Genomic DNA, 18,467 nt, shown 5'->3' with positions numbered 1-18,467 from the left:
CGCGTTGCGGCTATCGTCCGGACGGCGGGTGGCGTGCTGCCCGGCGATCGCACCGACTTCGATTGCCGATGCATGCGCCGGGCCGATGCAATAAGAAAAATACGCCGGCCAAGAATTATTCGAACAGCGCTTGCACCGACTCGGGCGGCCGACCGATGGCCGCCTTCCCGCGATAGACGACGATGGGCCGCTGCAGCAGGATAGGGTGAGCGACGATCGCTGCGTAGGCTTGTGCGTCGGTCAGATCCGCGCGGGCCAGATTCAGCGTCTTGTACGGCTCCTCGCCGTCACGGAGCATGTCGCGAACCGGGCGGCCAAGCTGCCGATGCAGCGTTTCCAGTTCCTCGACCGTCGGCGGCGTCTTCAGGTACTCGACGACGTTCAACGGTGCGCCGGTGGTATTCAGCGACTCGACCAACGCAAGCGTCTCGCGCGACTTCGAGCATCGGGGGTTGTGGTAGATCGTGATCATCATTCAGACCTGGATGGAAGAGCCCTGTATTGTAGCCAGTCTGTATCGGGTGTTTCGGTGAGGCGGTTGCGGCGAGATCGGGTGCGGGTTCGATGCTTCGCGGGAGCGGAGTGGTAACGCTTGCGGTGTTGGGGCGAGTCACGAGAGGGGAGAGTCATCGGGGTGCGCGTTAATGCATCGATGTGTTTATGCGCATAAAGTCAGGTGGCTCGTTATCCGGGGTGACGGATAGGGATCGGTGAGCCAACGCATTGCGATCGTCGTGTCGGGCAGCGAGGGAAGCAGACGGCACGTGGATGCGTCGGTGGGTTTATGCGCATAAAGCGTGTGATGGTCGAGTGAGGTACGCCGCGGATTCATCGTTCGCCAGCGCGCCGAGACCTCGGCATCGACGCGATCACTGCGCAGATAGGCTGCCTCGTCAGTGCATCGCTTCGTAGCAGATTCGAGGAGGTCGGCACGTGATCCGTCGTCCCTCGTGACCCATCGCCCCCGGTTTATGCGCATAAACGTAGCGTCCCGACAGCCTGTTGTGCTGAGACATCCGGGTTCGATGGCGCACCTCGAAGCTGCGTACATGGCCAGGGTGTGCAGCTCATAGCCGATGCTCGTGAATGCCAGACCGTCCCTCCACGCGATTGACCGCCTCGATCTCTGCCGAGTTTATGCGCACAAACTCACCGGCCCCGTGCCCAAACAGCCCACCTCCGCCGACAGGGCAGAGCACGCCGAGATCGCAGCAACCCGCTGCGCGTGCCGACGATGCACCTCGTGATGGCCCAACGATCGAGTGGCGCATCGACGTCTCCAGGCATCAGCAACGCGATTCGATCGCGCCACCGACCACCGCCGGTTCGTTTATGCGCATAAACCGATAGCCCGAATGGCTAACGCGTAGTTGCCGAACGACAATTTCATTGAAATATAAATATCGTCCTGTAGAATTCCAACGACCAAAATAGGAGTGAAAATTGGCCGCGGAAATCATTGCAGTCACTCAACAAAAAGGTGGCGTCGGCAAAAGCACGATTGCCATGCACCTCGGTGCCGCGTTCCATGAAAAAGGGAAGCGCGTCCTCGTCATCGACGCAGACCGTCAAAACACGCTGGTTCACTGGTCGAGCGCATCCGGTGACAGCGAAAACGGCATTCCGTTTCCGGTCGTCAACCTTGCCGAAGCCGACGGCCAGATCCATCGCGAGATCAAGAAGTTCATCAACGACTACGACATCATCGTCGTGGACTGCCCGCCGTCGATCACCGAGAAGGTATCCGGCGTCGTCCTGCTGGCCGCATCGATTGCCGTGATCCCGACTTCGTCGTCGCCGGCCGATTACTGGTCGAGCGTCGGGCTGGTCAAGCTGATCCAGCAGGCGCAGGTCATGAACGAAGACCTCCGCGCCGTCTTCCTGCTGAACAAGACCGAAGAGAAGCGCATGCTGACCCGCGAGCTCAAGCGCGCGCTCGAGGAGCTCGGTTTCCCGTTGCTGAAAACGCAGATCCCGACCCGGGAAGCGTACAAGCAGGCGATGGCGCTCGGTCAGACCGTCCTGCAGATGAACGATCGCGGCGGCAAGCTGGCCGCCACCGAAATTCGCGCATGTGCCGACGAAATCGTCGCCATGCTGCCCTGACTTTATGCGCACAAAGGAGTCACATGAAACCTTCCCAATTTGCAAAAGGATTCCAAGCGCGCCCGGATATCACGACGAGCGAGAAGCGCACGGCACTCGATCGGCTCAATGCGATTGACGGCATCGTCAAATCCGAGACGCCCACTCCGGCTCCGACCAAGTCCGCAAAGAAAGACATCGCGCCGCCGCCCGCTCCGGAACTCACGTTCGATCCGTCGATCGACGAATCGCCGCAATATCGCGCGTGGCGCCTCGAGAACCGCTATGCGCCGGGGCAGGTCATCGAGCTGGCGCTGAAGGCGATCAAACACAGCCCGTTCAACCCGCGGCACTTCTATCTGAAGTCGTCGATTGCCGAACTCGCGGTCAACCTCGCGAAGCAAGGACAACAGCAGGCGATCCACGTGATCCCGGATTACGACAACCCGGGCACGTATTTCGTCAGCGACGGCGGCCGCCGCGTGCGGGCGCTGAAAGAGGCGAACAAGGAATCGGTCAAGGCGATCGTGATCGACGTGCCGATCGGCATCCAGAGCTACAAGCTCGGTTACGACCTCAACGTCCAGCGCGATTCGCAGACGGTGTTCGACAACGCCGTCGTGTGGCGCCGCTTCCTCGACGACAAGCATTTCCAGAGCCAGAAGGAGCTCTCCGAGCATCTCGGCCTCGACGAGTCGACGGTGGCGGTCGCGCTGTCGATCGGCAAGTTGCCGGAAGCGATCATGCAGGAAATGGTCTCGCGTCCCGATCGCTTCGGCTCGAACATGGCGTATCAGGTCGGCCGCTATCACAATGCGCGCGGCACCGAGGCCACGCTGCGGCTGATCAACAAGATCGTGTCGGACGATCTCAGCACGCGCCAGGTATCGGACATCGTCAAGGGCCGCGTCGCGGCACAGGAAACGCCGAAGGTCGCGGGGCGTCAGCGCTACGCGCAGCGTCTCGAGATCAAGCTCGGCGGCAAGTCGGTCGGCGACCTGAAGTCGTATGGGGAAGATCGCATCGAATTGCGCCTGCGCGGGCTCCCGAAGGACAAGCGCGACGCGATCCTCGAGCAGCTCGAGCGGATGCTGTTGTCGGAGTGATGGAAACGGCCGGCGGGGCTTGGTGAGACGCCGGGCCCGCCCGATCGAACGGGCGGCCGGCGGCGGCCCGTCAGCGGGCCTGAGCGGGCGTCAGGCGGCCCGCGACTGGTTCAGCGTGAACGACAGCAGGTCGCCGTCCGTCGGCTCGCCCCAGGTCTTCTGGGCCAGCCAGTCGAAAAAGGCCGTCTCGGCCAGCTTGGAATCGAGGCCGCGCTTGCGCCAGTCGTCGCGCAGATGCGTGCCCATCGTCGGCAGCGCCTCCGATTCGAACGACTCGCGCGCCACATCGCGCTCGGCGTCGCCCTGCTCCTCGTACAGCACCTTCGCTTCCTTGCGGCGGAACGCCGCGAATTCGCTCAGCAGGCGTGCCTTCAGATCGTCCGGCTGGGCCGCCGCGACCTTCGCGGACGGCGTGCCGGCAGGCAGCGCGTCGACGGACTCGACCGGCGGCGCATAACCCTTCTTCAGCGCGTCCTTGAACAACGCCGGCGCGCTGCGCACCGGCGGCAGCGTCGTGCTGCGCATCCGCTGCTCGGTCATCTGCAGCGCGGCGCGAATGCGGTTTTCCTCGCTGTCCGCGTACAGCGTCTGCGCTTCCTTCAGCGGGATCCCGAGCTTCACCATCCGGTCGACCAGCGTGCTGTCGAACACGTTCGGGTGTTCGTCGAGCGCGAGCATCGGCTGCTTGCGCTCGGTCACGCGGAACTGGATCTCCGCGACCCGGCGCCCTTCACGGTGCTCGATCAGCTCGACGAAGATATTGGTGACTGCGTTGACTTCCGCGATCGCGGGACGCAGATAGTCGCGCTTGAAGTACTTGTACTCACGCTTCGCCTCGTCGCCGGCTTCGGTATCGGGCGTGCCCGACAGGATCGGCCGCCACCATTCCCACTGCTCGCGCATCGTCAGGTGGCTCGGGTTCGTCAGATAACGCACACAGATTTCGTACAGCGCGAGACCGGCGCTGCTGCGCAGCTGGCTCTGGAACTGCAGGCTCAGGCGCGCGTACTGGACCGGGTCGAGCAGCTTCTTCTTGATCTTCGGCGCGAACGAGAATTCGACCCACACGCGGCGGGTCGTCGGATCCTCGAGAATTTCCGCGTCGGCGATCAGCGTCGAGATCCCCCACTTGCGGCCCGGCTTCTGGCTCGACGTGCCCGTGCTCCATTCGACCTGGACCGACACCATGCGGCGCAAGTGTTCCTTCACCAGCGCGGTGTCGTTCGAATCGAAGGCGGAGTTGGCGACGATATCCGACAGCAGCGCGCGATACGTATCGCCCGAGTCGTCGGCCTGCTGCGCGACAGCCAGCAGGACGTTGAACAGCTTGCGGGTCAGGAGCGTGATCTTGCCGCTCTTCGGCTGAATTGCGATCGCCTCGACGGCCTTGCGCAATTCGGCTGAGCTGGCACTCACCACATCCACATCAGTTTTCTTGGCGCGCTTCGTCGTGGCCATGCGTCGGGTCGGAGAGGAAGTTTTCCGGAAGGATAGCGCCTGTGGTGATGTGCGTCCAGAACGACATGCTCACCATAGCCGGTGAAGCGCACATGCAAAACGGCACTCACCCCAAGCGCTCCCGAAAACGCTCACCGGTCCGGAATTGCAGCGTTCCGGACTCGTCCAGACGTGCTGCGGGATGCACCGATTCACAGAATTTCACCTGTGCGCGACACGTGCGGAACACGCTCCCGTATCGGCTCACCTTTCTATTTGTCGTAATTTTGCGACTGCCCGGCAGTGAGTTCGGCACAGGGTTGCGATTGCACCTCACTGTGCGTCCCCGATCGCCCCGCATCGGGCTGTATGCATGTACAGGCACGGCTTGCCGGGAGATCGTCATCCGCTCCGGCATCCGGAAAGACGCTTTCGAAACCGGCCTGTGCCGGTCTCCCACGCATGCTTTGCCAGCCCGGGCGCGCATTGTACAGCGCACCAATCGTATCGGGTCCCGAAAATACTCACCTTGAGCACAGCTTGTTGTTTTGGTCGGATGGCGACAAACGCCCGACACGCGTGGGATTCGCTACCAGCGCCTCCCGAAAAACCTCACCTTATTGAAAAAATGCCGCACAGCAACGGCCACGAGAACGGCTCCCGAAAAACCTCACCGTAACCGTCGCGGTATCAAAAACCCCAATGCCTTCCGATACTTATGCACAGCAGGCATTTGGCTGTGCATCGCAGAGGTCCCCCGAAAAGCCTCACCTTTCGACGGAAATCCTTCATACGACAACCGTGTGTCGCCCCCCGAAAAATCTCACCTGTGCCAAAAAGTGGCACAGCAAAAACGAGGATTCTTCCAGTCCTGGCGGGCTTTTCGGCGAATCCAGCCGTTCACAGCTCCCGAAAAGCCTCACCTTTGACCATTTTTCGAGCAAATACCGTTCCCGAAAATGCTCACCTGTGACCGGGATCTCAGCCTGTGATACATGCCCCGAAAAAGCTCACCTCAGCGGGATGGGGGCAGGAAAACCCGGATTTTCCTCCCGAAAAGTCTCACCTTTAGTGCATCACAGGCCCCTGAGAGCACTTTTGCTGTGCAAAATGGCGTTCGGTTCCCGGAAATCCTCACACCAAATTCCCGTGGAGTCCCGTGAAACCTCACCTTTCGTAAAAACTGCCCAAAAGATGGGCAGAATCGGGGCACAAAGAGGGTCCCGCAAATTCTCACCTATGTCTGCACAGGCAGAAAACTGTGCAGCCCGGCACAGCGCGGGTTCTGTGGCTGTGCGGCCCCGAAAAACCTCACCTTTGGGAAATCTCGTGTTTCACTGTGATCCCGAATCCGCTCACGACCTTTCCTGCAACGGCTCACGCAGCTCCCCGAACCCAATCACTTCAGCTCCCGCAGAAGATCACCTTGGCTCCCGTAAAACTTCACCTTGCCGGCCGGAAACCCTTGCTACGTAAGGCTGTGCCGTGGCGTTAACGTTTTTAACTAAGGGTTCAAGGGTGTTTACTTCTAATACTCTCAAGACATGGGCCGACGAGTTTTCCACAGATACCCCAAACCCTGAACACCCACAGGCAATCGGTTCCGCTGTCATGTGAAACAAATGCCGGATTTCGGGGTCTGCTGGAAAATGCTTGTACTACAAGGACTTGGCTAACTTTCTTCGCTTTGTTTCACGGAATTCCGGACCACGTTCGTCCGGATTGGCTCACAGCTCCGATTTCTGTGCACAGCGACGTAAATTCACAACGTCGACCCGAAACAGGTATCAAAGAATACGTATTTCGTTATGATTGCCACACTTCAATGTCTGTGAGCTCTGCCATGACCCTGGACGAAATGCGCCAAGTCATTCGGGACGAACTGGAATCGCTGCGTGCAAGCGGTGCGCGGCGCCAGGAATTGTCGCTGCACGCATGCAAGCGTCTGTTCTTCGATCTCGGTATCCGGCCGTCGGCCGCCAACGTCCGCGATCTCACCCAAACCGGCAGCGCCAGCGACATCCCGAAAGACATCGATCATTTCTGGGAGCGCATCCGTTCCGCGTCCAAGATCAGGCTCGACGGTGCGGCAATCCCGAAGGCCGTCGAGGAAAAAGCCGGCGCGTTGCTCGGCGCACTATATGAAGAAGCGTTGAAAGCGGCCCGCGACAGTCTCGACGGCGATCGCGAGCTGGTTCGCGCCGGCGTTGCCGACGCGGAACAACGCTTGCGTGACGCGATCGTGCGCCAGGAGACGCTCGAAGGCGCGCTCGCCCGCGGCGAAACCCGCAACGAGCAATTGCAGGCACGCGTGACCGAACTCGAGGTTCAACTCGCGTCGCAGACGACGCACGGTTCGGCAAACGAAGCGACGTTGCTCACCACAGTCGCCCGACTGGAGAAGGAGCTGACCGCGGCCGCCGGCCGTATCGACGCCGAGCAGGCGCAGAACGCCACGCTGCGCGACCGTATCGATGCGCTGCAAGCCGAATTGCAGCAACGTACCGAGCACTACGCACAGCAAATCAAGGACGCGGTGGCCGAAGCCGAACGCCGCGTGAAGCCGATGCTGGTCGAACTGGACTCGCTGCGCAGCATGGCGTCGACCTACCAGAGCGGTTTGCGCGACGTTCAGCGCAAGGAATTCGATTTCCTGCAGCAATTGAGCTCGGCCAAGGCTCGCGCCGATCGGCTCGAAGAACAGTTGCGCACCCAGGGCGATGAACTGGAACGGGCGACGCGCGACGTGAGTTCGTTGCGCGCGAGCCGTGAAATGAATCCGGAAATCGCCGTGCTGATCCGGCGCCTGGCCGATGCGGGGCAACTGGATGCGGACGCGTTTTCCGCGATCGGGACCTCACTGGATTCCGAGATCACGGTACCGACTCAGTGCCCGCATTGCGATGGCGAGCCGGAACTGTCGCATGGTGAAGAGGGTTTTGAAGTGGCGTGCCCTGAGTGCGAACACGCTTCGGGCGCGTGGCCGTCCCGATTCGAAGCCATCACTCGCTTTGCACACACCTGATCCGCGGACGGCGACACCGCACAGGCAAGACGGTCCGGCGCGCTTGAGGTGAGGTTTTTCGGGAGAGGTGGAACGGTGAGGCTGCGTCACGCAAGGCTGCTCACGGATCGCTTCGCGTGAGCAGCCGTTTCCGGATCAGTGAGTTTCGTCGCTGTCGGACGCGTCACCGTCAACCAGCCCGTCGCGCCAGTTTTTCCACGCGCGATGCAGGCGGTTCGACGAGATCGGCCGCATGAAGCCCAGCCATTTGCCGACCCGTTCGGGCGGCACGTCGTTTTCGAACAGTTCGGCCGCGTAGGTATTGCGCAGCGTCTGCGGGCTCGCGCGAGCGGTGCGTGACGACGTGAGCCCGGCCGATTCGACGATCGCGTCGATGGCGCGCAGCATCGTCGCCTTGTGCATCGGCCGCCCGGCATGCGATGCCGGGAACACGAGTTCCCCCGGAATTTCCTGGCGCTTGCGTTCGGTGAGCCATGCCTCGAGCAGTGCGATCGCGAACGAGGCCAGATGGGTTTCGCGCGCGAAATCCGGATGCGTCGCCTGGATCTGCAGCGACGTGTTGCTCGTATTGATGCAACTAATCGTAAGTGCGCGCGCTTCGCCGGTTTTAATGCCGGCGCCAAGAAATGCCGCCACGAGCGCGCGATCGCGGCGCTCCTTCCAATATGCGGAACCGGATACGCCGATTGGCGAAAACAGATACGCGAGTAACTTCGCGCGTTCGGCCGGCGTCAGGAAACCGGTCGGCTCGTTGTCGCGCGCCTTGCGCCAGCTCGCTTCGCCATCCTGAGCGATGAAGCGGGCTGGGTTGGTCGATGCGTACTCGGTGCGGCGGATGTGATCGAGCACCCGTTCGATCAGCCGCAGATAGCGCATTTTCTGGGTTTTCCGGATCGGCAACTCGCCGACGAAGTTCGCGATCGTTGCCGTATCGACCGTGGCCAGATTCTTTTGATGCGTGCGCATCCACGTGAGAAATGCGCCCCATTGGGTGCGATAGACGTCGGCCGACGAGCGGCGATAGTCCTGCATGGCCAGCCACGCGTCGAATGCGGCTTCGGGCGACACGATCCAGTCGGACGCGCCGCGATCGAACAGATCCTTTTCTTCCGGGCGTGCCGGGGTGTCGGGAGAGGCGGGAAGGGACATGTGATTTATTCCGTTAGTTGCGTATATGGTAGCCCTTTCCGCAACGTCTCGGGCAGCAAGAGGCTGGACAAGCCGCCATGCGCGGCGGCCCGGGTTGGCAGTCAGTCGCCCCACGCCTTGGACGGACGGTGAGCGCGTGCGCGAGATGCGGTGTCGTGCGACGTTGCCGCCGCTTCGTACGCGAGCACCGCGAACGAAAAGACAGCGGGCAGCGCATTCGAGCGCCCGAAGTCGATCGGATCGTCCGTTTCGGGAAACGTCATGTCCGACGGCCGTTCGAACAATTGACGCATGCCGGCCTCGTGGCGGCTGGCAAAGCCGAGATCGGCGAGCGCCTCGGCTTCGATGGCGTGCAGCAGGCGCCACGTCAGCGGCACGCGCTGGCGGATGTAGCGCCCGGCAATATGGCGGACGATCAGCTCGAGGTCGTGCGCGGCAGCCTTGAAGCTGAGCGCGGCCAAATCTTGTTCTTCTGTCATTGCAGGCTCCTGTCGACCGGGGCGGGCGCCTCGGTGCGCCAGCTCCGGCCCATGCATGGCGGAATGTCCGTATACTGTACAAATATACAGTCTTTTCCGCAACTGGCCCTTTGGCCAGCTATACGCGCCGTCAGCGGTGTATCACGATCAACAGTGCCCGCGCCTCGGCCTTGCCGGGGTTGCGGATCGCGTGCGGCTCGTCGGCCGGGTAGCGCGCGGTGTCGCCGACCTTCAGGCGCCGGCTTGCCGCGGCGGCCTCGATCTCCATCGCGCCTTGCAGCACGGTGAGGTGCTCGCGCGTGCCGGGTTCGTGTGCGTTCGATACCAGCGCGCCGCCGCCCGGCAGCGTCAGTTCGTACCACTCGAACTTGCCGGCGAGGTCGATCGGGCCCCACACGCGCAACTGGTACCGGCCGTCGTGGCCGGCGAGCGTCGGAATGTCGTGCGGGCCGTCCACGCGGATCGTCTCGGGCGCCTTCGGCTGCGAGAACAGCTCGTCGAGCGTGATGCCGAGCGCGTTCGTCAGCCGCCAGGCCACGGCGATGGTCGGATTGGCCTTGTCGCGTTCGATTTCGGAGAGCATCGATTTCGATACGCCGGCCGCGCGCGACAGGTCGTCGAGGGTCAGCTTGCGCTCGTTGCGCAGCCGCTGGATCTGCTCGCCGACACGCGGCGGCGTGACGGCCGGCGGCTGCGGTGCGGCGCTGGCAGGCGTGCGCCGCGATCCGGAGGAACTTGCCATTTGGATTCCGTTCGCTTAGAGTTGTTCGGTATCTCGAATTCTAGTTCGGAATATCGGATAAATGCGGTCAACCGAACGACCGACTATAACAGTAGCAGGCCGTTGCGCCGCCGCCACGAGCGGCGCGCCGCGGAATGCGAATCCCTGTCAGGAGCTTTGCGATGCGTGATGCTTTTCTCGCCCAGGTGCGCGGGACGCTCGACCAGATCCGCGCGGACGGTTTTTACAAGACCGAGCGCGAGATCGCGAGTCCCCAGGCGGCGGCCGTGCGGCTCGCCGGCGGCGCCGGCGTGCTCAATTTCTGCGCGAACAACTATCTGGGGCTGGCGAACGATCCGCGCCTGATCGGTGCGGCGAAGGCCGGCCTCGACCAGGACGGCTTCGGCATGGCATCGGTGCGCTTCATTTGCGGCACGCAATCCGTGCACAAGCAACTGGAAAGCGCGCTGGCCGCGTTTCTCGGCACCGAGGACAGCATCCTCTATTCGAGCTGCTTCGATGCGAACGGCGGGCTGTTCGAGACGCTGCTCGACGAGAACGATGCGGTGATCAGCGATGAACTGAACCACGCGAGCATCATCGACGGCATCCGCCTGTGCAAGGCGAAGCGCTTTCGCTACAAGAACAACGACCTGTCCGATCTCGAGGCGAAGCTCAAGGAAGCCGATGCGGCGGGCGCGCGCCACAAGCTGATCGCGACCGACGGCGTGTTCTCGATGGACGGCATCATCGCCGACCTGAAAGGCATCTGCGATCTCGCCGATCGCTACGGCGCGCTCGTGATGGTCGACGATTCGCACGCGGTCGGCTTCATCGGCGCGAACGGTCGCGGCACGCCCGAGCACTGCGGCGTCGAAGGCCGCGTCGACATCATCACGGGCACGCTCGGCAAGGCGCTCGGCGGCGCATCGGGCGGTTATGTCGCCGCGCGCCGCGAGGTCGTCGAACTGCTGCGCCAGCGCTCGCGTCCGTATCTGTTCTCGAACACGCTCACGCCGAGCATCGCCGCGGCATCGCTGAAGGTGCTGGAACTGCTCGGCAGCGACGAAGGCGCGAAGCTGCGCGAGCGCGTGCGCGAGAACGGCGCGCGTTTCCGCGAGCAGATGACCGAAGCCGGCTTCACGCTCGTGCCCGGCGCGCATCCGATCATCCCGGTGATGCTCGGCGACGCGCAGCTCGCGACGAACATGGCCGACCAGCTGCTCGGCGAAGGCGTCTACGTGATCGGCTTCTCGTTCCCCGTCGTGCCGCGCGGCCGCGCGCGCATCCGTACGCAGATGAGCGCCGCGCATACGCCCGAACAGATCGACCAGACGGTCGCCGCGTTCGTGCGCGTCGGCAAGTCGCTCGGCATCATTTGACGGAGGCGCGACCATGAAAGCACTGGCAAAGCTCGAGCGCGGCCCCGGCCTTACGCTCACCCGCGTGAAGCGTCCCGAAGTCGGCCACAACGACGTGCTGATCAAGATCCGCCGTACGGCGATCTGCGGCACCGACATCCATATCTGGAAGTGGGACGACTGGGCGCAGAAGACGATTCCCGTGCCGATGCACGTCGGTCACGAATATGTCGGCGAGATCGTCGAGATGGGGCAGGAAGTGCGCGGCTTCGCGATCGGCGATCGCGTGTCCGGCGAAGGCCACATCACGTGCGGTTTCTGCCGCAACTGTCGCGCGGGGCGCCGGCATCTGTGCCGCAACACGGTCGGCGTCGGCGTGAACCGCGAAGGCGCGTTCGCCGAGTATCTGGCGATCCCGGCGTTCAACGCGTTCAAGATTCCGCCCGAGATCTCCGATGATCTCGCGTCGATCTTCGATCCGTTCGGCAACGCGACGCACACGGCGCTGTCGTTCAACCTCGTCGGCGAAGACGTGCTGATCACCGGCGCGGGCCCGATCGGCATCATGGCCGTCGCGATCGCGAAGCACGTCGGTGCGCGCAACGTCGTCATCACCGACATCAACGACTACCGGCTGGAGCTCGCGCGCAAGATGGGCGCGACGCGCGCAGTCAACGTCGCACGCGAGTCGCTGCGCGACGTGATGACCGACCTGCACATGACCGAAGGCTTCGACGTCGGTCTCGAGATGTCGGGCGTGCCGAGCGCGTTCACGAGCATGCTCGAGGCGATGAACCACGGCGGCAAGGTTGCGCTGCTTGGCATTCCGCCCGCGCAGACGGCGATCGACTGGAACCAGGTGATCTTCAAGGGGCTCGAGATCAAGGGTATCTACGGCCGGGAGATGTTCGAGACCTGGTACAAGATGGTCGCGATGCTGCAGAGCGGCCTCGACCTGTCGCCGATCATCACGCATCGCTTTGCGGCCGACGATTACGAGAAAGGCTTCGCCGCAATGCTGTCCGGCGAAAGCGGCAAGGTGATTCTCGACTGGACGGCCTGAGTGCCGAAGGGGCAGCGCGGCTCGTTCGCCGCCTGCCCCGCTTTCGTTTGCCGCTGCGTTTTCGAAGCCGGAACGCACGCATCCGGGCTTGAGGTGAGATTTTTCGGGAGCTGTGTTTGCGTGCCGAATCGCGACGCGATCGTGCATCGGTGACCTGCAATCGCACGTTCGCTTCACCTGTCGGCGCCGGCCTGCCGCTTCCGCATCGCTTCCCCCATTACGCCATCCGGCGCCTGCTCTTCCTCTTCCGCGCACTCCCCTGCTTCGCTTGCGTGGCGAACGTTCGCTGCGCACCGTATGCGATGCCGAGCCGAGCCGTGCCGAACCGCGACGCCAACCGTGAGCCCGCGAGCCTCGTTGCAACTCACTCATGCGCGATGCGATCGGCATCGTGCGGTGCGCGGACCGCTACTTGATCCGTTCACCATTCGACCCGCGCGGGTCGAGCTGAAGGCTCAACACGACGAGCCAGCGTTTCGGGCACTGCGGCGCCACGTCGATCAGATCGCCGTGCGTGCCGGGAGCCGTGACGAACCCGTGTTGCGCCGCGAACTGATAGGCGCGTAGCGCATCCGCCTGCAGCCAGAAGCTGACGAGCGCGCAGGTCACGAAGCGGAACAGCAGCAAGGTCGCCGCTTCCGGCGCGAAGCCGGCCGCAACCAGCAGGCTCTCGAACGCGAGCGTCAGCACCTGCGCAACCGCGATCGTGATGAGCGTCAGCTTCATCACGCCGCGCAGCCGCAGCGCCGCACGCACGCGTGCTTGCTTCACGTCGAGGTGCGCGCGATCGTCGCCGCCGTCGTGCTTCGGCATCTCGTGTTTCATGAGGCCGCACCGGCTTGCCGCGCGACATCGATCTGCGTCGTGTCGCAGGCAGGCATGCGGTCGTACGTGACGCCGACGGATTTGCACAGGATCGTGCTGTCGTAGTTGTGTCCCGGGAAGCGCATCACGTCGACCGGTTGAAAGCCTTCGCGACGATAGAAATCGATGAGCCGGACCGCCGCGTACGGCGCGTCGAGCGCGAGGTGCGTCGCGCCGCGCGCGGCGGCCCGCCGCTGTGCGAACGCGAGCAGCGAACGGCCGATGCCGCGATCCTGCCAGACAGGATCGACGGCCAGTTGGCCGAGCGTCGCGACGTGCCGGCTGCGATACGGATCGCAGCGGGAATCGGGATCGTGCGAATGCATCGTCATCGTCGCAACCAGATGCGCGTTGCCGAGCGCGACGAAGCACTCGCTGGTAAGCACGCGTTCGCGCGTCGCCGATGCCGGCTGATCGACGCACGGGCAATTGAAGCCCAATGCGCCGAGCGGTGCGAACGCGCGATGCAGCAGCGCGGTCAGCGCGTCGTACGAATCGCTGCGCGGGTCGAAGCGCCGCACGACGACGCGGCCGTCGAGCCGCTTCGCATAAGCCGCATAGGCGCGCGCGGGGCGCGCGGATTCCGGTCGCTGCATGATGTCCTTTCGCCCAGACAGGGTGACCGAAGTGTAGTGAGCGTCACGTATCCGCTTCAAGAAAAAATGTCGTAAACGCGGCGGGCCTCGTCGCGCGCTCACGGCGCGGATCAGCCCTCTCGACGGCAGGGCTTTTTCACATGGGTGTTGACGATGTAGAACGATCGTTCTACCGTAAACCCATGAACACACATCACGACCCCTCCGGCGAACCAGGCGTTCGCGACCGGCTGCTCGATGCGGCCGAAGCGCTGATTTATTCGGGCGGCATCCACGCGACCGGCGTCGATGCGATCGTGAAGCGCTCCGGTGCCGCACGGAAAAGCTTTTATTCGCATTTCGAATCGAAAGAGGCACTGGTGGTGGCCGCACTCGAACGCCGCGACGAGCGCTGGATGCGCTGGTTCGTCGACGCAACCCGTGCGCGCGGCAAGACGCCGCGCGCGCAGCTGCTCGGCATGTTCGAGGTGCTGCGCGACTGGTTCGGGCAGCCCGACTTTCACGGCTGCGCGTTCCTGAACGCGTCCGGCGAGATGCCCGACGCCGACGATCCCGTGCGCGTCGTCGCGCGGGCACACAAGGCACGCCTGCTGGCGTTCGTACGCGAGCGGTTCGATGCGTATGCGGACGAAACGGGCATCGAGCGCCGCGGGCTCGCGCGCATCGCGCGTCAGTGGCTCGTGCTGATCGACGGCGCGATCGGCGTGGCGCTCGTCAGCGGCGATGCAAACGCGGCGCGCGATGCGCGCGCGACGGCCGAACTGCTGCTCGACACCGTGTCACGGTAGCCGATGCAGCGAATCCCAACCGGCCGCGGTCGTCCGCGGCCAGAACCCTGAACAGGAGCAACTCATGTCAGCTTCCCCCGAAGTCCGTCCGCCCGTTCCGCCTTTTACGCTCGAATCGGCGCGCCAGAAGGTGCGCGCCGCCGAGGATGGGTGGAATACGCGCGACCCGCAGCGCGTGTCGCTCGCTTATACGCCGCAAAGCCAATGGCGCAATCGCGCGGAATTCGTGACCGGCCGCGACGAGATCGTCGGGCTGCTGCAGCGGAAATGGACGCGCGAACTCGACTACCGGCTGATCAAGGAGCTGTGGGCGTTCGGCGGCAATCGCATCGCGGTGCGCTTTGCGTATGAATGGCATGACGACGCCGGCAACTGGTTTCGATCGTACGGCAACGAAAACTGGGAGTTCGACGAAAACGGCCTGATGGCGCATCGTTACGCGTGCATCAACGACCTGCCGATTCGCGAGGAAGATCGTCTTTATCACTGGCCGCTCGGCCGCCGTCCGGACGATCATCCGGGGCTGTCCGATCTCGGGCTGTGAGGTTCGCGTCCGGTCAACGGATCGCCGGACGCATCACCCGGGTTCGATGGTGAGGAAATTCGGGAGCTGTGTGCCAAAGGTGAGGTTTTTCGGGACGAGGTGAAATGTCGCGTCGGACTGTGTGTTTCGAACAGATCGACGTGGCATTGCACCGTGCATGCGGGACCTGTCGTGCACATCGATATCGCGTGATGCACGTGTCGACGTGCAACGGTGTGCTTCACCGCGCGGTGCATCTCACCCATCGAGCGGATTCGACGCTGTGTTGACGATCGGTGTGCGTGCACGTGCTGTGCCACTCACCGATCGAATCGATTGCGACGAGAGACAGCGCAAGCAGTGCGCGTTGCGGTGTGTCGTTGCTCACCGCTCGACTTCACCGCGCGTATCGGAACCTGCACGGGTGCGCAAACACATCGCGTGTTGCTCACCGCCGCCTGATTCGTGAAGTGGTTTTCCGGCGCGATCGCTCGCGCCGGGCCTGATCGTCAGCCCGCAATCCGCGCGGCGATCGCCTCGCCCACTTCCTGCGTCCCTGCATGGCCGCCGAGATCGCGCGTATGCGGCCCGGTGCGCAGCACGTCCTCGATCGCGGCGACGATCGCATCGTGCGCTTCGCGTTCGGGGCCCGCGCCATTGCCGAGGAAGTCGAGCATCATCGCCGCCGACCAGATCATCGCGACCGGATTCGCAATGTATTGCCCCGCGATGTCGGGCGCGGAGCCATGCACGGGTTCGAACAGCGACGGAAACGTGCGGTCGGGGTTGAGGTTCGCCGACGGCGCGATGCCGATCGTACCGGTACAGGCCGGCCCGAGATCCGACAGGATGTCGCCGAACAGGTTCGATGCGACGACGACGTCGAAGCGGTCCGGCTGCAGCACGAAGCGCGCGCACAGGATGTCGATGTGCTGCTTGTCGACGGTGATCTCCGGATAGCGTTCGGCCATCTCGGCCGCGCGCGCGTCCCACCACGGCATGCTGATCGCGATGCCGTTGCTCTTCGTCGCGACGGTGAGGCGCTTCGCGCGCCGCTGCGCGAGTTCGAACGCGAATTTCAGCACGCGCTCGGTACCGTGACGCGTGAAGATCGACTGCTGCATCACGACTTCGCGCTCGGTGCCTTCGAACATCGTGCCGCCGACCGACGAGTATTCGCCCTCGGTGTTCTCGCGCACGATCATGAAGTCGATGTCGCCCGCACGGCGGCCGGCAAGCGGCGACGGCACGCCGTCGAACAGGCGCGCGGGCCGCAGGTTGATGTACTGGTCGAACTCGCGGCGGAATTTCAGCAGCGAGCCCCACAGCGAAATGTGATCGGGCACCGTCGCGGGCCAGCCGACCGCGCCGAACAGGATCGCGTCCATGCCCGACAACTGCGCCTTCCAGTCGTCCGGCATCATCTTGCCGTGCTGCGCGTAGTAGTCGCAGCTGGCCCAGTCGATCTGCACGAAATCGAAACGAATGCCGAAACGCGCGGTCACGGCGGTGAGTGCGCGCAGGCCCTCTGGCATCACTTCACGGCCGATGCCGTCGCCGGGGATCACGGCAATTCTGTAGGTCCTGTCGGTCATGCAAAGCTCCTTGGCGGGTCGGCCGGCTGCCGGGGGAGGCAGCGGCGCGTCACGTCATTCTATTTATTTCCATCTGGATTAAAATCGCACGAAAGGTTAATCGACTTTCCACGAATCGTGAACAAATCGCCGAACCTCGACGACCTGCGCGTGTTCAGCCTGGTCGTCCGCCTGACGAGCTTCAGCGCGGCTGCCGAGCAGCTCGCGGTGTCGCCCGCCTATGTCAGCAAGCGCATCGCGTTGCTCGAGGCGCAGCTCGGCACGCGCCTGCTGCATCGCTCGACGCGCCGCGTGACGGTCACGGAAGCCGGCGAACGCGTGTTCGCGCGCGCTGAAAAGATTCTCGACGACGTCGATCATCTCGTCGAGGACGTGTCGACGACGCGCACGGTGCCGCGCGGCACGCTGCGCATGTCGAGCAGCTTCGGCTTCGGCCGGCACGTCGTCGCGCCGGCGCTGCTCGACTTCACGGTGCGCTATCCGCAACTGAACGTGCGCCTCGATCTGTTCGACCGGCTCGTCGACGTCGCGGGCGAAGGTTACGACCTCGACGTGCGCATCGGCGACGACATCTCCGATCATCTGATCGCGCGCCGCCTCGCCGCGAACTACCGCGTGCTGTGCGCAGCGCCCGACTATCTCGCAAGGCGCGGCACGCCGCGCTCGCTCGCGGATCTCGCTTCGCACGATTGCCTTGCCATCAAGGAGCGCGATCACCCGTTCGGCGTGTGGCGGCTGAACGTGCGAGGAGAAACGGCGACGGTGAAGGTCGGCGGCGCGCTGTCGACGAACCACGGCGAGGTCGCCGTGCAATGGGCGCTGGCCGGACGCGGGATCGTGTTGCGTTCGATCTGGGAAGCGGGGCCGCTGATTGAACGCGGCGCGTTGTGTCGCGTGCTGCCCGACGCAACCCAGCCCGCGAACATCTGGGCCGTTTATCCGGAACGTGTCGCGGCGTCGGCGAAAGTACGCGTATGCGTGGATTTTCTGGCGGAGACGCTGGCCGGTCTGAATGCCGCAGCGAGTGACGATACGGCCTGAGAACGGCCAAAGGTGAGCTTTTACGGGAAGTTGAACCGTGCGTGCGCGGCGGCGCGTTTTACGTCGAAACGTGAGCGGCGCGACGCCGTGCTAATCACCGTTGAACCTGCGTGATAACGGCGCCGCACGATTCGCGCGTCACAGCCGGTTGTCCTTCGCGAGCATCAGCACGCGCGCCCAGCGCTGCGCATCGCGCTTGTCCGTCATCGGCAGTTTCCATTCGCTGCGCACGGCGTCGCGCACGCGCACGACGAGATGCCAGCGGCCGCCAATCGGTGCGGCCTGGCAGCCGTCGAGCTGCGACAGCGTATAGCGGCCGTCCGCGCCGTCATGCGACATCCACAGCAGCCCCTGCGTCGCGGATACGCGCAACTCGCCCCACGCGCGGTGCACGACGTGGGTCCAGCCTTCTTCCCTCGTGTTCGGTGCGATGTCGCGGCGGCGCTTGATCCACCAGGCGACCAGCGCGATCAGGATCGCGGCGGCGAGCACGGCGGCCGCGATCGCGACCGGCTGGCCGAACTGCGCGGCGATGACGTGAAACAGGTGAACCGCGCCCCATCCAGCAGCGATGAGCGCGAACAGTGCAATGAAAATCGGCATGTCTGATTGGAGAAGAGGACGGACCGGCGCA

17 protein-coding genes are annotated in these 18,467 nt (G+C 63.8%); 8 read left to right on the top strand and 9 right to left on the bottom strand.

Features of this window, described 5'->3' with window-relative positions; translation table 11 throughout:
• Positions 1-115: 115 nt before the first annotated feature.
• Positions 116-472 (bottom strand): arsenate reductase (glutaredoxin), encoded by a 357-nt coding sequence (gene arsC, locus ACN22W_RS30320; protein ID WP_419689857.1) that lies wholly within the window; start codon positions 470-472, stop codon positions 116-118.
• Between the two features lie 971 nt (positions 473-1,443).
• Between arsC and parA the strand changes: the two genes are divergently transcribed.
• The gene (gene parA, locus ACN22W_RS30315) at positions 1,444-2,106 is read left to right on the top strand and encodes a ParA family partition ATPase (protein WP_027790199.1); all 663 of its coding nucleotides are present in this window, start codon (positions 1,444-1,446) and stop codon (positions 2,104-2,106) included.
• Positions 2,107-2,129: 23 nt separating this feature from the next.
• Complete coding sequence (locus tag ACN22W_RS30310) at positions 2,130-3,191, top strand: ParB/RepB/Spo0J family partition protein (RefSeq protein ID WP_129516111.1); 1,062 nt, start codon at positions 2,130-2,132, stop codon at positions 3,189-3,191.
• A 90-nt stretch (positions 3,192-3,281) separates the two neighbouring features.
• On the opposite strand, the gene ACN22W_RS30305 is transcribed toward ACN22W_RS30310, so the two are convergent.
• A complete protein-coding gene (locus ACN22W_RS30305) occupies positions 3,282-4,649 on the bottom strand; it encodes a replication initiation protein (protein WP_048250666.1) in 1,368 nt (455 codons plus the stop codon).
• 1,822 nt (positions 4,650-6,471) lie between these two features.
• Here ACN22W_RS30305 and ACN22W_RS30300 point away from each other — a divergent pair.
• A complete protein-coding gene (locus ACN22W_RS30300) occupies positions 6,472-7,653 on the top strand; it encodes a DNA-binding protein (RefSeq protein WP_419688268.1) in 1,182 nt (393 codons plus the stop codon).
• A gap of 135 nt (positions 7,654-7,788) precedes the next feature.
• Here the strand turns inward: ACN22W_RS30300 and ACN22W_RS30295 are convergent, their stop codons facing one another.
• The 3 genes from ACN22W_RS30295 to ACN22W_RS30285 all read right to left on the bottom strand — a co-directional run bounded on the left by ACN22W_RS30295 (position 7,789) and on the right by ACN22W_RS30285 (position 10,023).
• On the bottom strand, positions 7,789-8,802 hold the full coding sequence (locus ACN22W_RS30295; RefSeq protein ID WP_419688267.1) for a tyrosine-type recombinase/integrase: 1,014 nt from the start codon (positions 8,800-8,802) through the stop codon (positions 7,789-7,791).
• Between the two features lie 101 nt (positions 8,803-8,903).
• A complete protein-coding gene (locus ACN22W_RS30290; RefSeq protein ID WP_129516113.1) occupies positions 8,904-9,281 on the bottom strand; it encodes a DUF2471 family protein in 378 nt (125 codons plus the stop codon).
• A 130-nt stretch (positions 9,282-9,411) separates the two neighbouring features.
• The gene (locus ACN22W_RS30285; protein ID WP_193102032.1) at positions 9,412-10,023 is read right to left on the bottom strand and encodes a helix-turn-helix domain-containing protein; all 612 of its coding nucleotides are present in this window, start codon (positions 10,021-10,023) and stop codon (positions 9,412-9,414) included.
• Between the two features lie 161 nt (positions 10,024-10,184).
• Here ACN22W_RS30285 and ACN22W_RS30280 point away from each other — a divergent pair, with 161 nt between their 5' ends.
• Together ACN22W_RS30280 and tdh are read left to right on the top strand one after the other, a co-directional pair.
• On the top strand, positions 10,185-11,384 hold the full coding sequence (locus ACN22W_RS30280; RefSeq protein WP_129516114.1) for a glycine C-acetyltransferase: 1,200 nt from the start codon (positions 10,185-10,187) through the stop codon (positions 11,382-11,384).
• Between the two features lie 13 nt (positions 11,385-11,397).
• On the top strand, positions 11,398-12,426 hold the full coding sequence (gene tdh / locus ACN22W_RS30275) for an L-threonine 3-dehydrogenase (RefSeq protein ID WP_021163717.1): 1,029 nt from the start codon (positions 11,398-11,400) through the stop codon (positions 12,424-12,426).
• A gap of 408 nt (positions 12,427-12,834) precedes the next feature.
• Here the strand turns inward: tdh and ACN22W_RS30270 are convergent, their stop codons facing one another.
• Both ACN22W_RS30270 and ACN22W_RS30265 read right to left on the bottom strand, forming a co-directional pair.
• Entirely contained in the window at positions 12,835-13,251 is a 417-nt protein-coding gene (locus tag ACN22W_RS30270; RefSeq protein ID WP_412023510.1) for a hypothetical protein, read from the bottom strand.
• Positions 13,248-13,886, bottom strand: a complete 639-nt coding sequence (locus ACN22W_RS30265) for a GNAT family N-acetyltransferase (RefSeq protein ID WP_419688266.1) — start codon at positions 13,884-13,886, stop codon at positions 13,248-13,250. The genes ACN22W_RS30270 and ACN22W_RS30265 overlap by 4 nt, the downstream gene beginning before the upstream one ends.
• Positions 13,887-14,068: 182 nt before the next feature.
• Between ACN22W_RS30265 and ACN22W_RS30260 the strand changes: the two genes are divergently transcribed.
• Positions 14,069-14,674: a TetR/AcrR family transcriptional regulator gene (locus tag ACN22W_RS30260; protein ID WP_419688265.1), complete on the top strand. Its 606-nt coding sequence runs from the start codon at positions 14,069-14,071 to the stop codon at positions 14,672-14,674.
• Positions 14,675-14,738: 64 nt separating this feature from the next.
• A complete protein-coding gene (locus ACN22W_RS30255) occupies positions 14,739-15,218 on the top strand; it encodes a DUF1348 family protein (protein WP_047902089.1) in 480 nt (159 codons plus the stop codon).
• Between the two features lie 488 nt (positions 15,219-15,706).
• Here the strand turns inward: ACN22W_RS30255 and ACN22W_RS30250 are convergent, their stop codons facing one another.
• Positions 15,707-16,792, bottom strand: coding sequence for a tartrate dehydrogenase (locus tag ACN22W_RS30250; protein ID WP_419688264.1), 1,086 nt, complete (start codon positions 16,790-16,792; stop codon positions 15,707-15,709).
• Between the two features lie 117 nt (positions 16,793-16,909).
• Here ACN22W_RS30250 and ACN22W_RS30245 point away from each other — a divergent pair, with 117 nt between their 5' ends.
• The gene (locus ACN22W_RS30245) at positions 16,910-17,833 is read left to right on the top strand and encodes a LysR substrate-binding domain-containing protein (protein ID WP_419688263.1); all 924 of its coding nucleotides are present in this window, start codon (positions 16,910-16,912) and stop codon (positions 17,831-17,833) included.
• Positions 17,834-17,971: 138 nt separating this feature from the next.
• Here the strand turns inward: ACN22W_RS30245 and ACN22W_RS30240 are convergent, their stop codons facing one another.
• On the bottom strand, positions 17,972-18,436 hold the full coding sequence (locus tag ACN22W_RS30240; protein WP_419688262.1) for a signal peptide protein: 465 nt from the start codon (positions 18,434-18,436) through the stop codon (positions 17,972-17,974).
• Positions 18,437-18,467: the final 31 nt, after the last annotated feature.

Source organism: Burkholderia theae (assembly GCF_048565265.1).
Lineage (GTDB): Bacteria > Pseudomonadota > Gammaproteobacteria > Burkholderiales > Burkholderiaceae > Burkholderia > Burkholderia theae.
The sequence above is the reverse complement of the archived record's forward strand: the minus strand, read 5'-3'. Positions and strand labels throughout refer to the sequence as shown.

Bases quoted from the DNA above. Each gene is read 5' to 3' on its own strand.
- ACN22W_RS30310 (WP_129516111.1), top strand. From the start codon at position 2,130: ATGAAACCTTCCCAATTTGCAAAAGGATTCCAAGCGCGCCCGGATATC.
- ACN22W_RS30255 (WP_047902089.1), top strand. From the start codon at position 14,739: ATGTCAGCTTCCCCCGAAGTCCGTCCGCCCGTTCCGCCTTTTACGCTC.
- ACN22W_RS30300 (WP_419688268.1), top strand. From the start codon at position 6,472: ATGACCCTGGACGAAATGCGCCAAGTCATTCGGGACGAACTGGAATCG.
- tdh (WP_021163717.1), top strand. From the start codon at position 11,398: ATGAAAGCACTGGCAAAGCTCGAGCGCGGCCCCGGCCTTACGCTCACC.
- ACN22W_RS30295 (WP_419688267.1), bottom strand. From the start codon at position 8,802: ATGTCCCTTCCCGCCTCTCCCGACACCCCGGCACGCCCGGAAGAAAAG.
- ACN22W_RS30280 (WP_129516114.1), top strand. From the start codon at position 10,185: ATGCGTGATGCTTTTCTCGCCCAGGTGCGCGGGACGCTCGACCAGATC.
- ACN22W_RS30265 (WP_419688266.1), bottom strand. From the start codon at position 13,886: ATGCAGCGACCGGAATCCGCGCGCCCCGCGCGCGCCTATGCGGCTTAT.
- ACN22W_RS30250 (WP_419688264.1), bottom strand. From the start codon at position 16,792: ATGACCGACAGGACCTACAGAATTGCCGTGATCCCCGGCGACGGCATC.
- ACN22W_RS30290 (WP_129516113.1), bottom strand. From the start codon at position 9,281: ATGACAGAAGAACAAGATTTGGCCGCGCTCAGCTTCAAGGCTGCCGCG.
- ACN22W_RS30305 (WP_048250666.1), bottom strand. From the start codon at position 4,649: ATGGCCACGACGAAGCGCGCCAAGAAAACTGATGTGGATGTGGTGAGT.
- ACN22W_RS30285 (WP_193102032.1), bottom strand. From the start codon at position 10,023: ATGGCAAGTTCCTCCGGATCGCGGCGCACGCCTGCCAGCGCCGCACCG.
- ACN22W_RS30260 (WP_419688265.1), top strand. From the start codon at position 14,069: ATGAACACACATCACGACCCCTCCGGCGAACCAGGCGTTCGCGACCGG.
- ACN22W_RS30240 (WP_419688262.1), bottom strand. From the start codon at position 18,436: ATGCCGATTTTCATTGCACTGTTCGCGCTCATCGCTGCTGGATGGGGC.
- ACN22W_RS30270 (WP_412023510.1), bottom strand. From the start codon at position 13,251: ATGAAACACGAGATGCCGAAGCACGACGGCGGCGACGATCGCGCGCAC.
- arsC (WP_419689857.1), bottom strand. From the start codon at position 472: ATGATCACGATCTACCACAACCCCCGATGCTCGAAGTCGCGCGAGACG.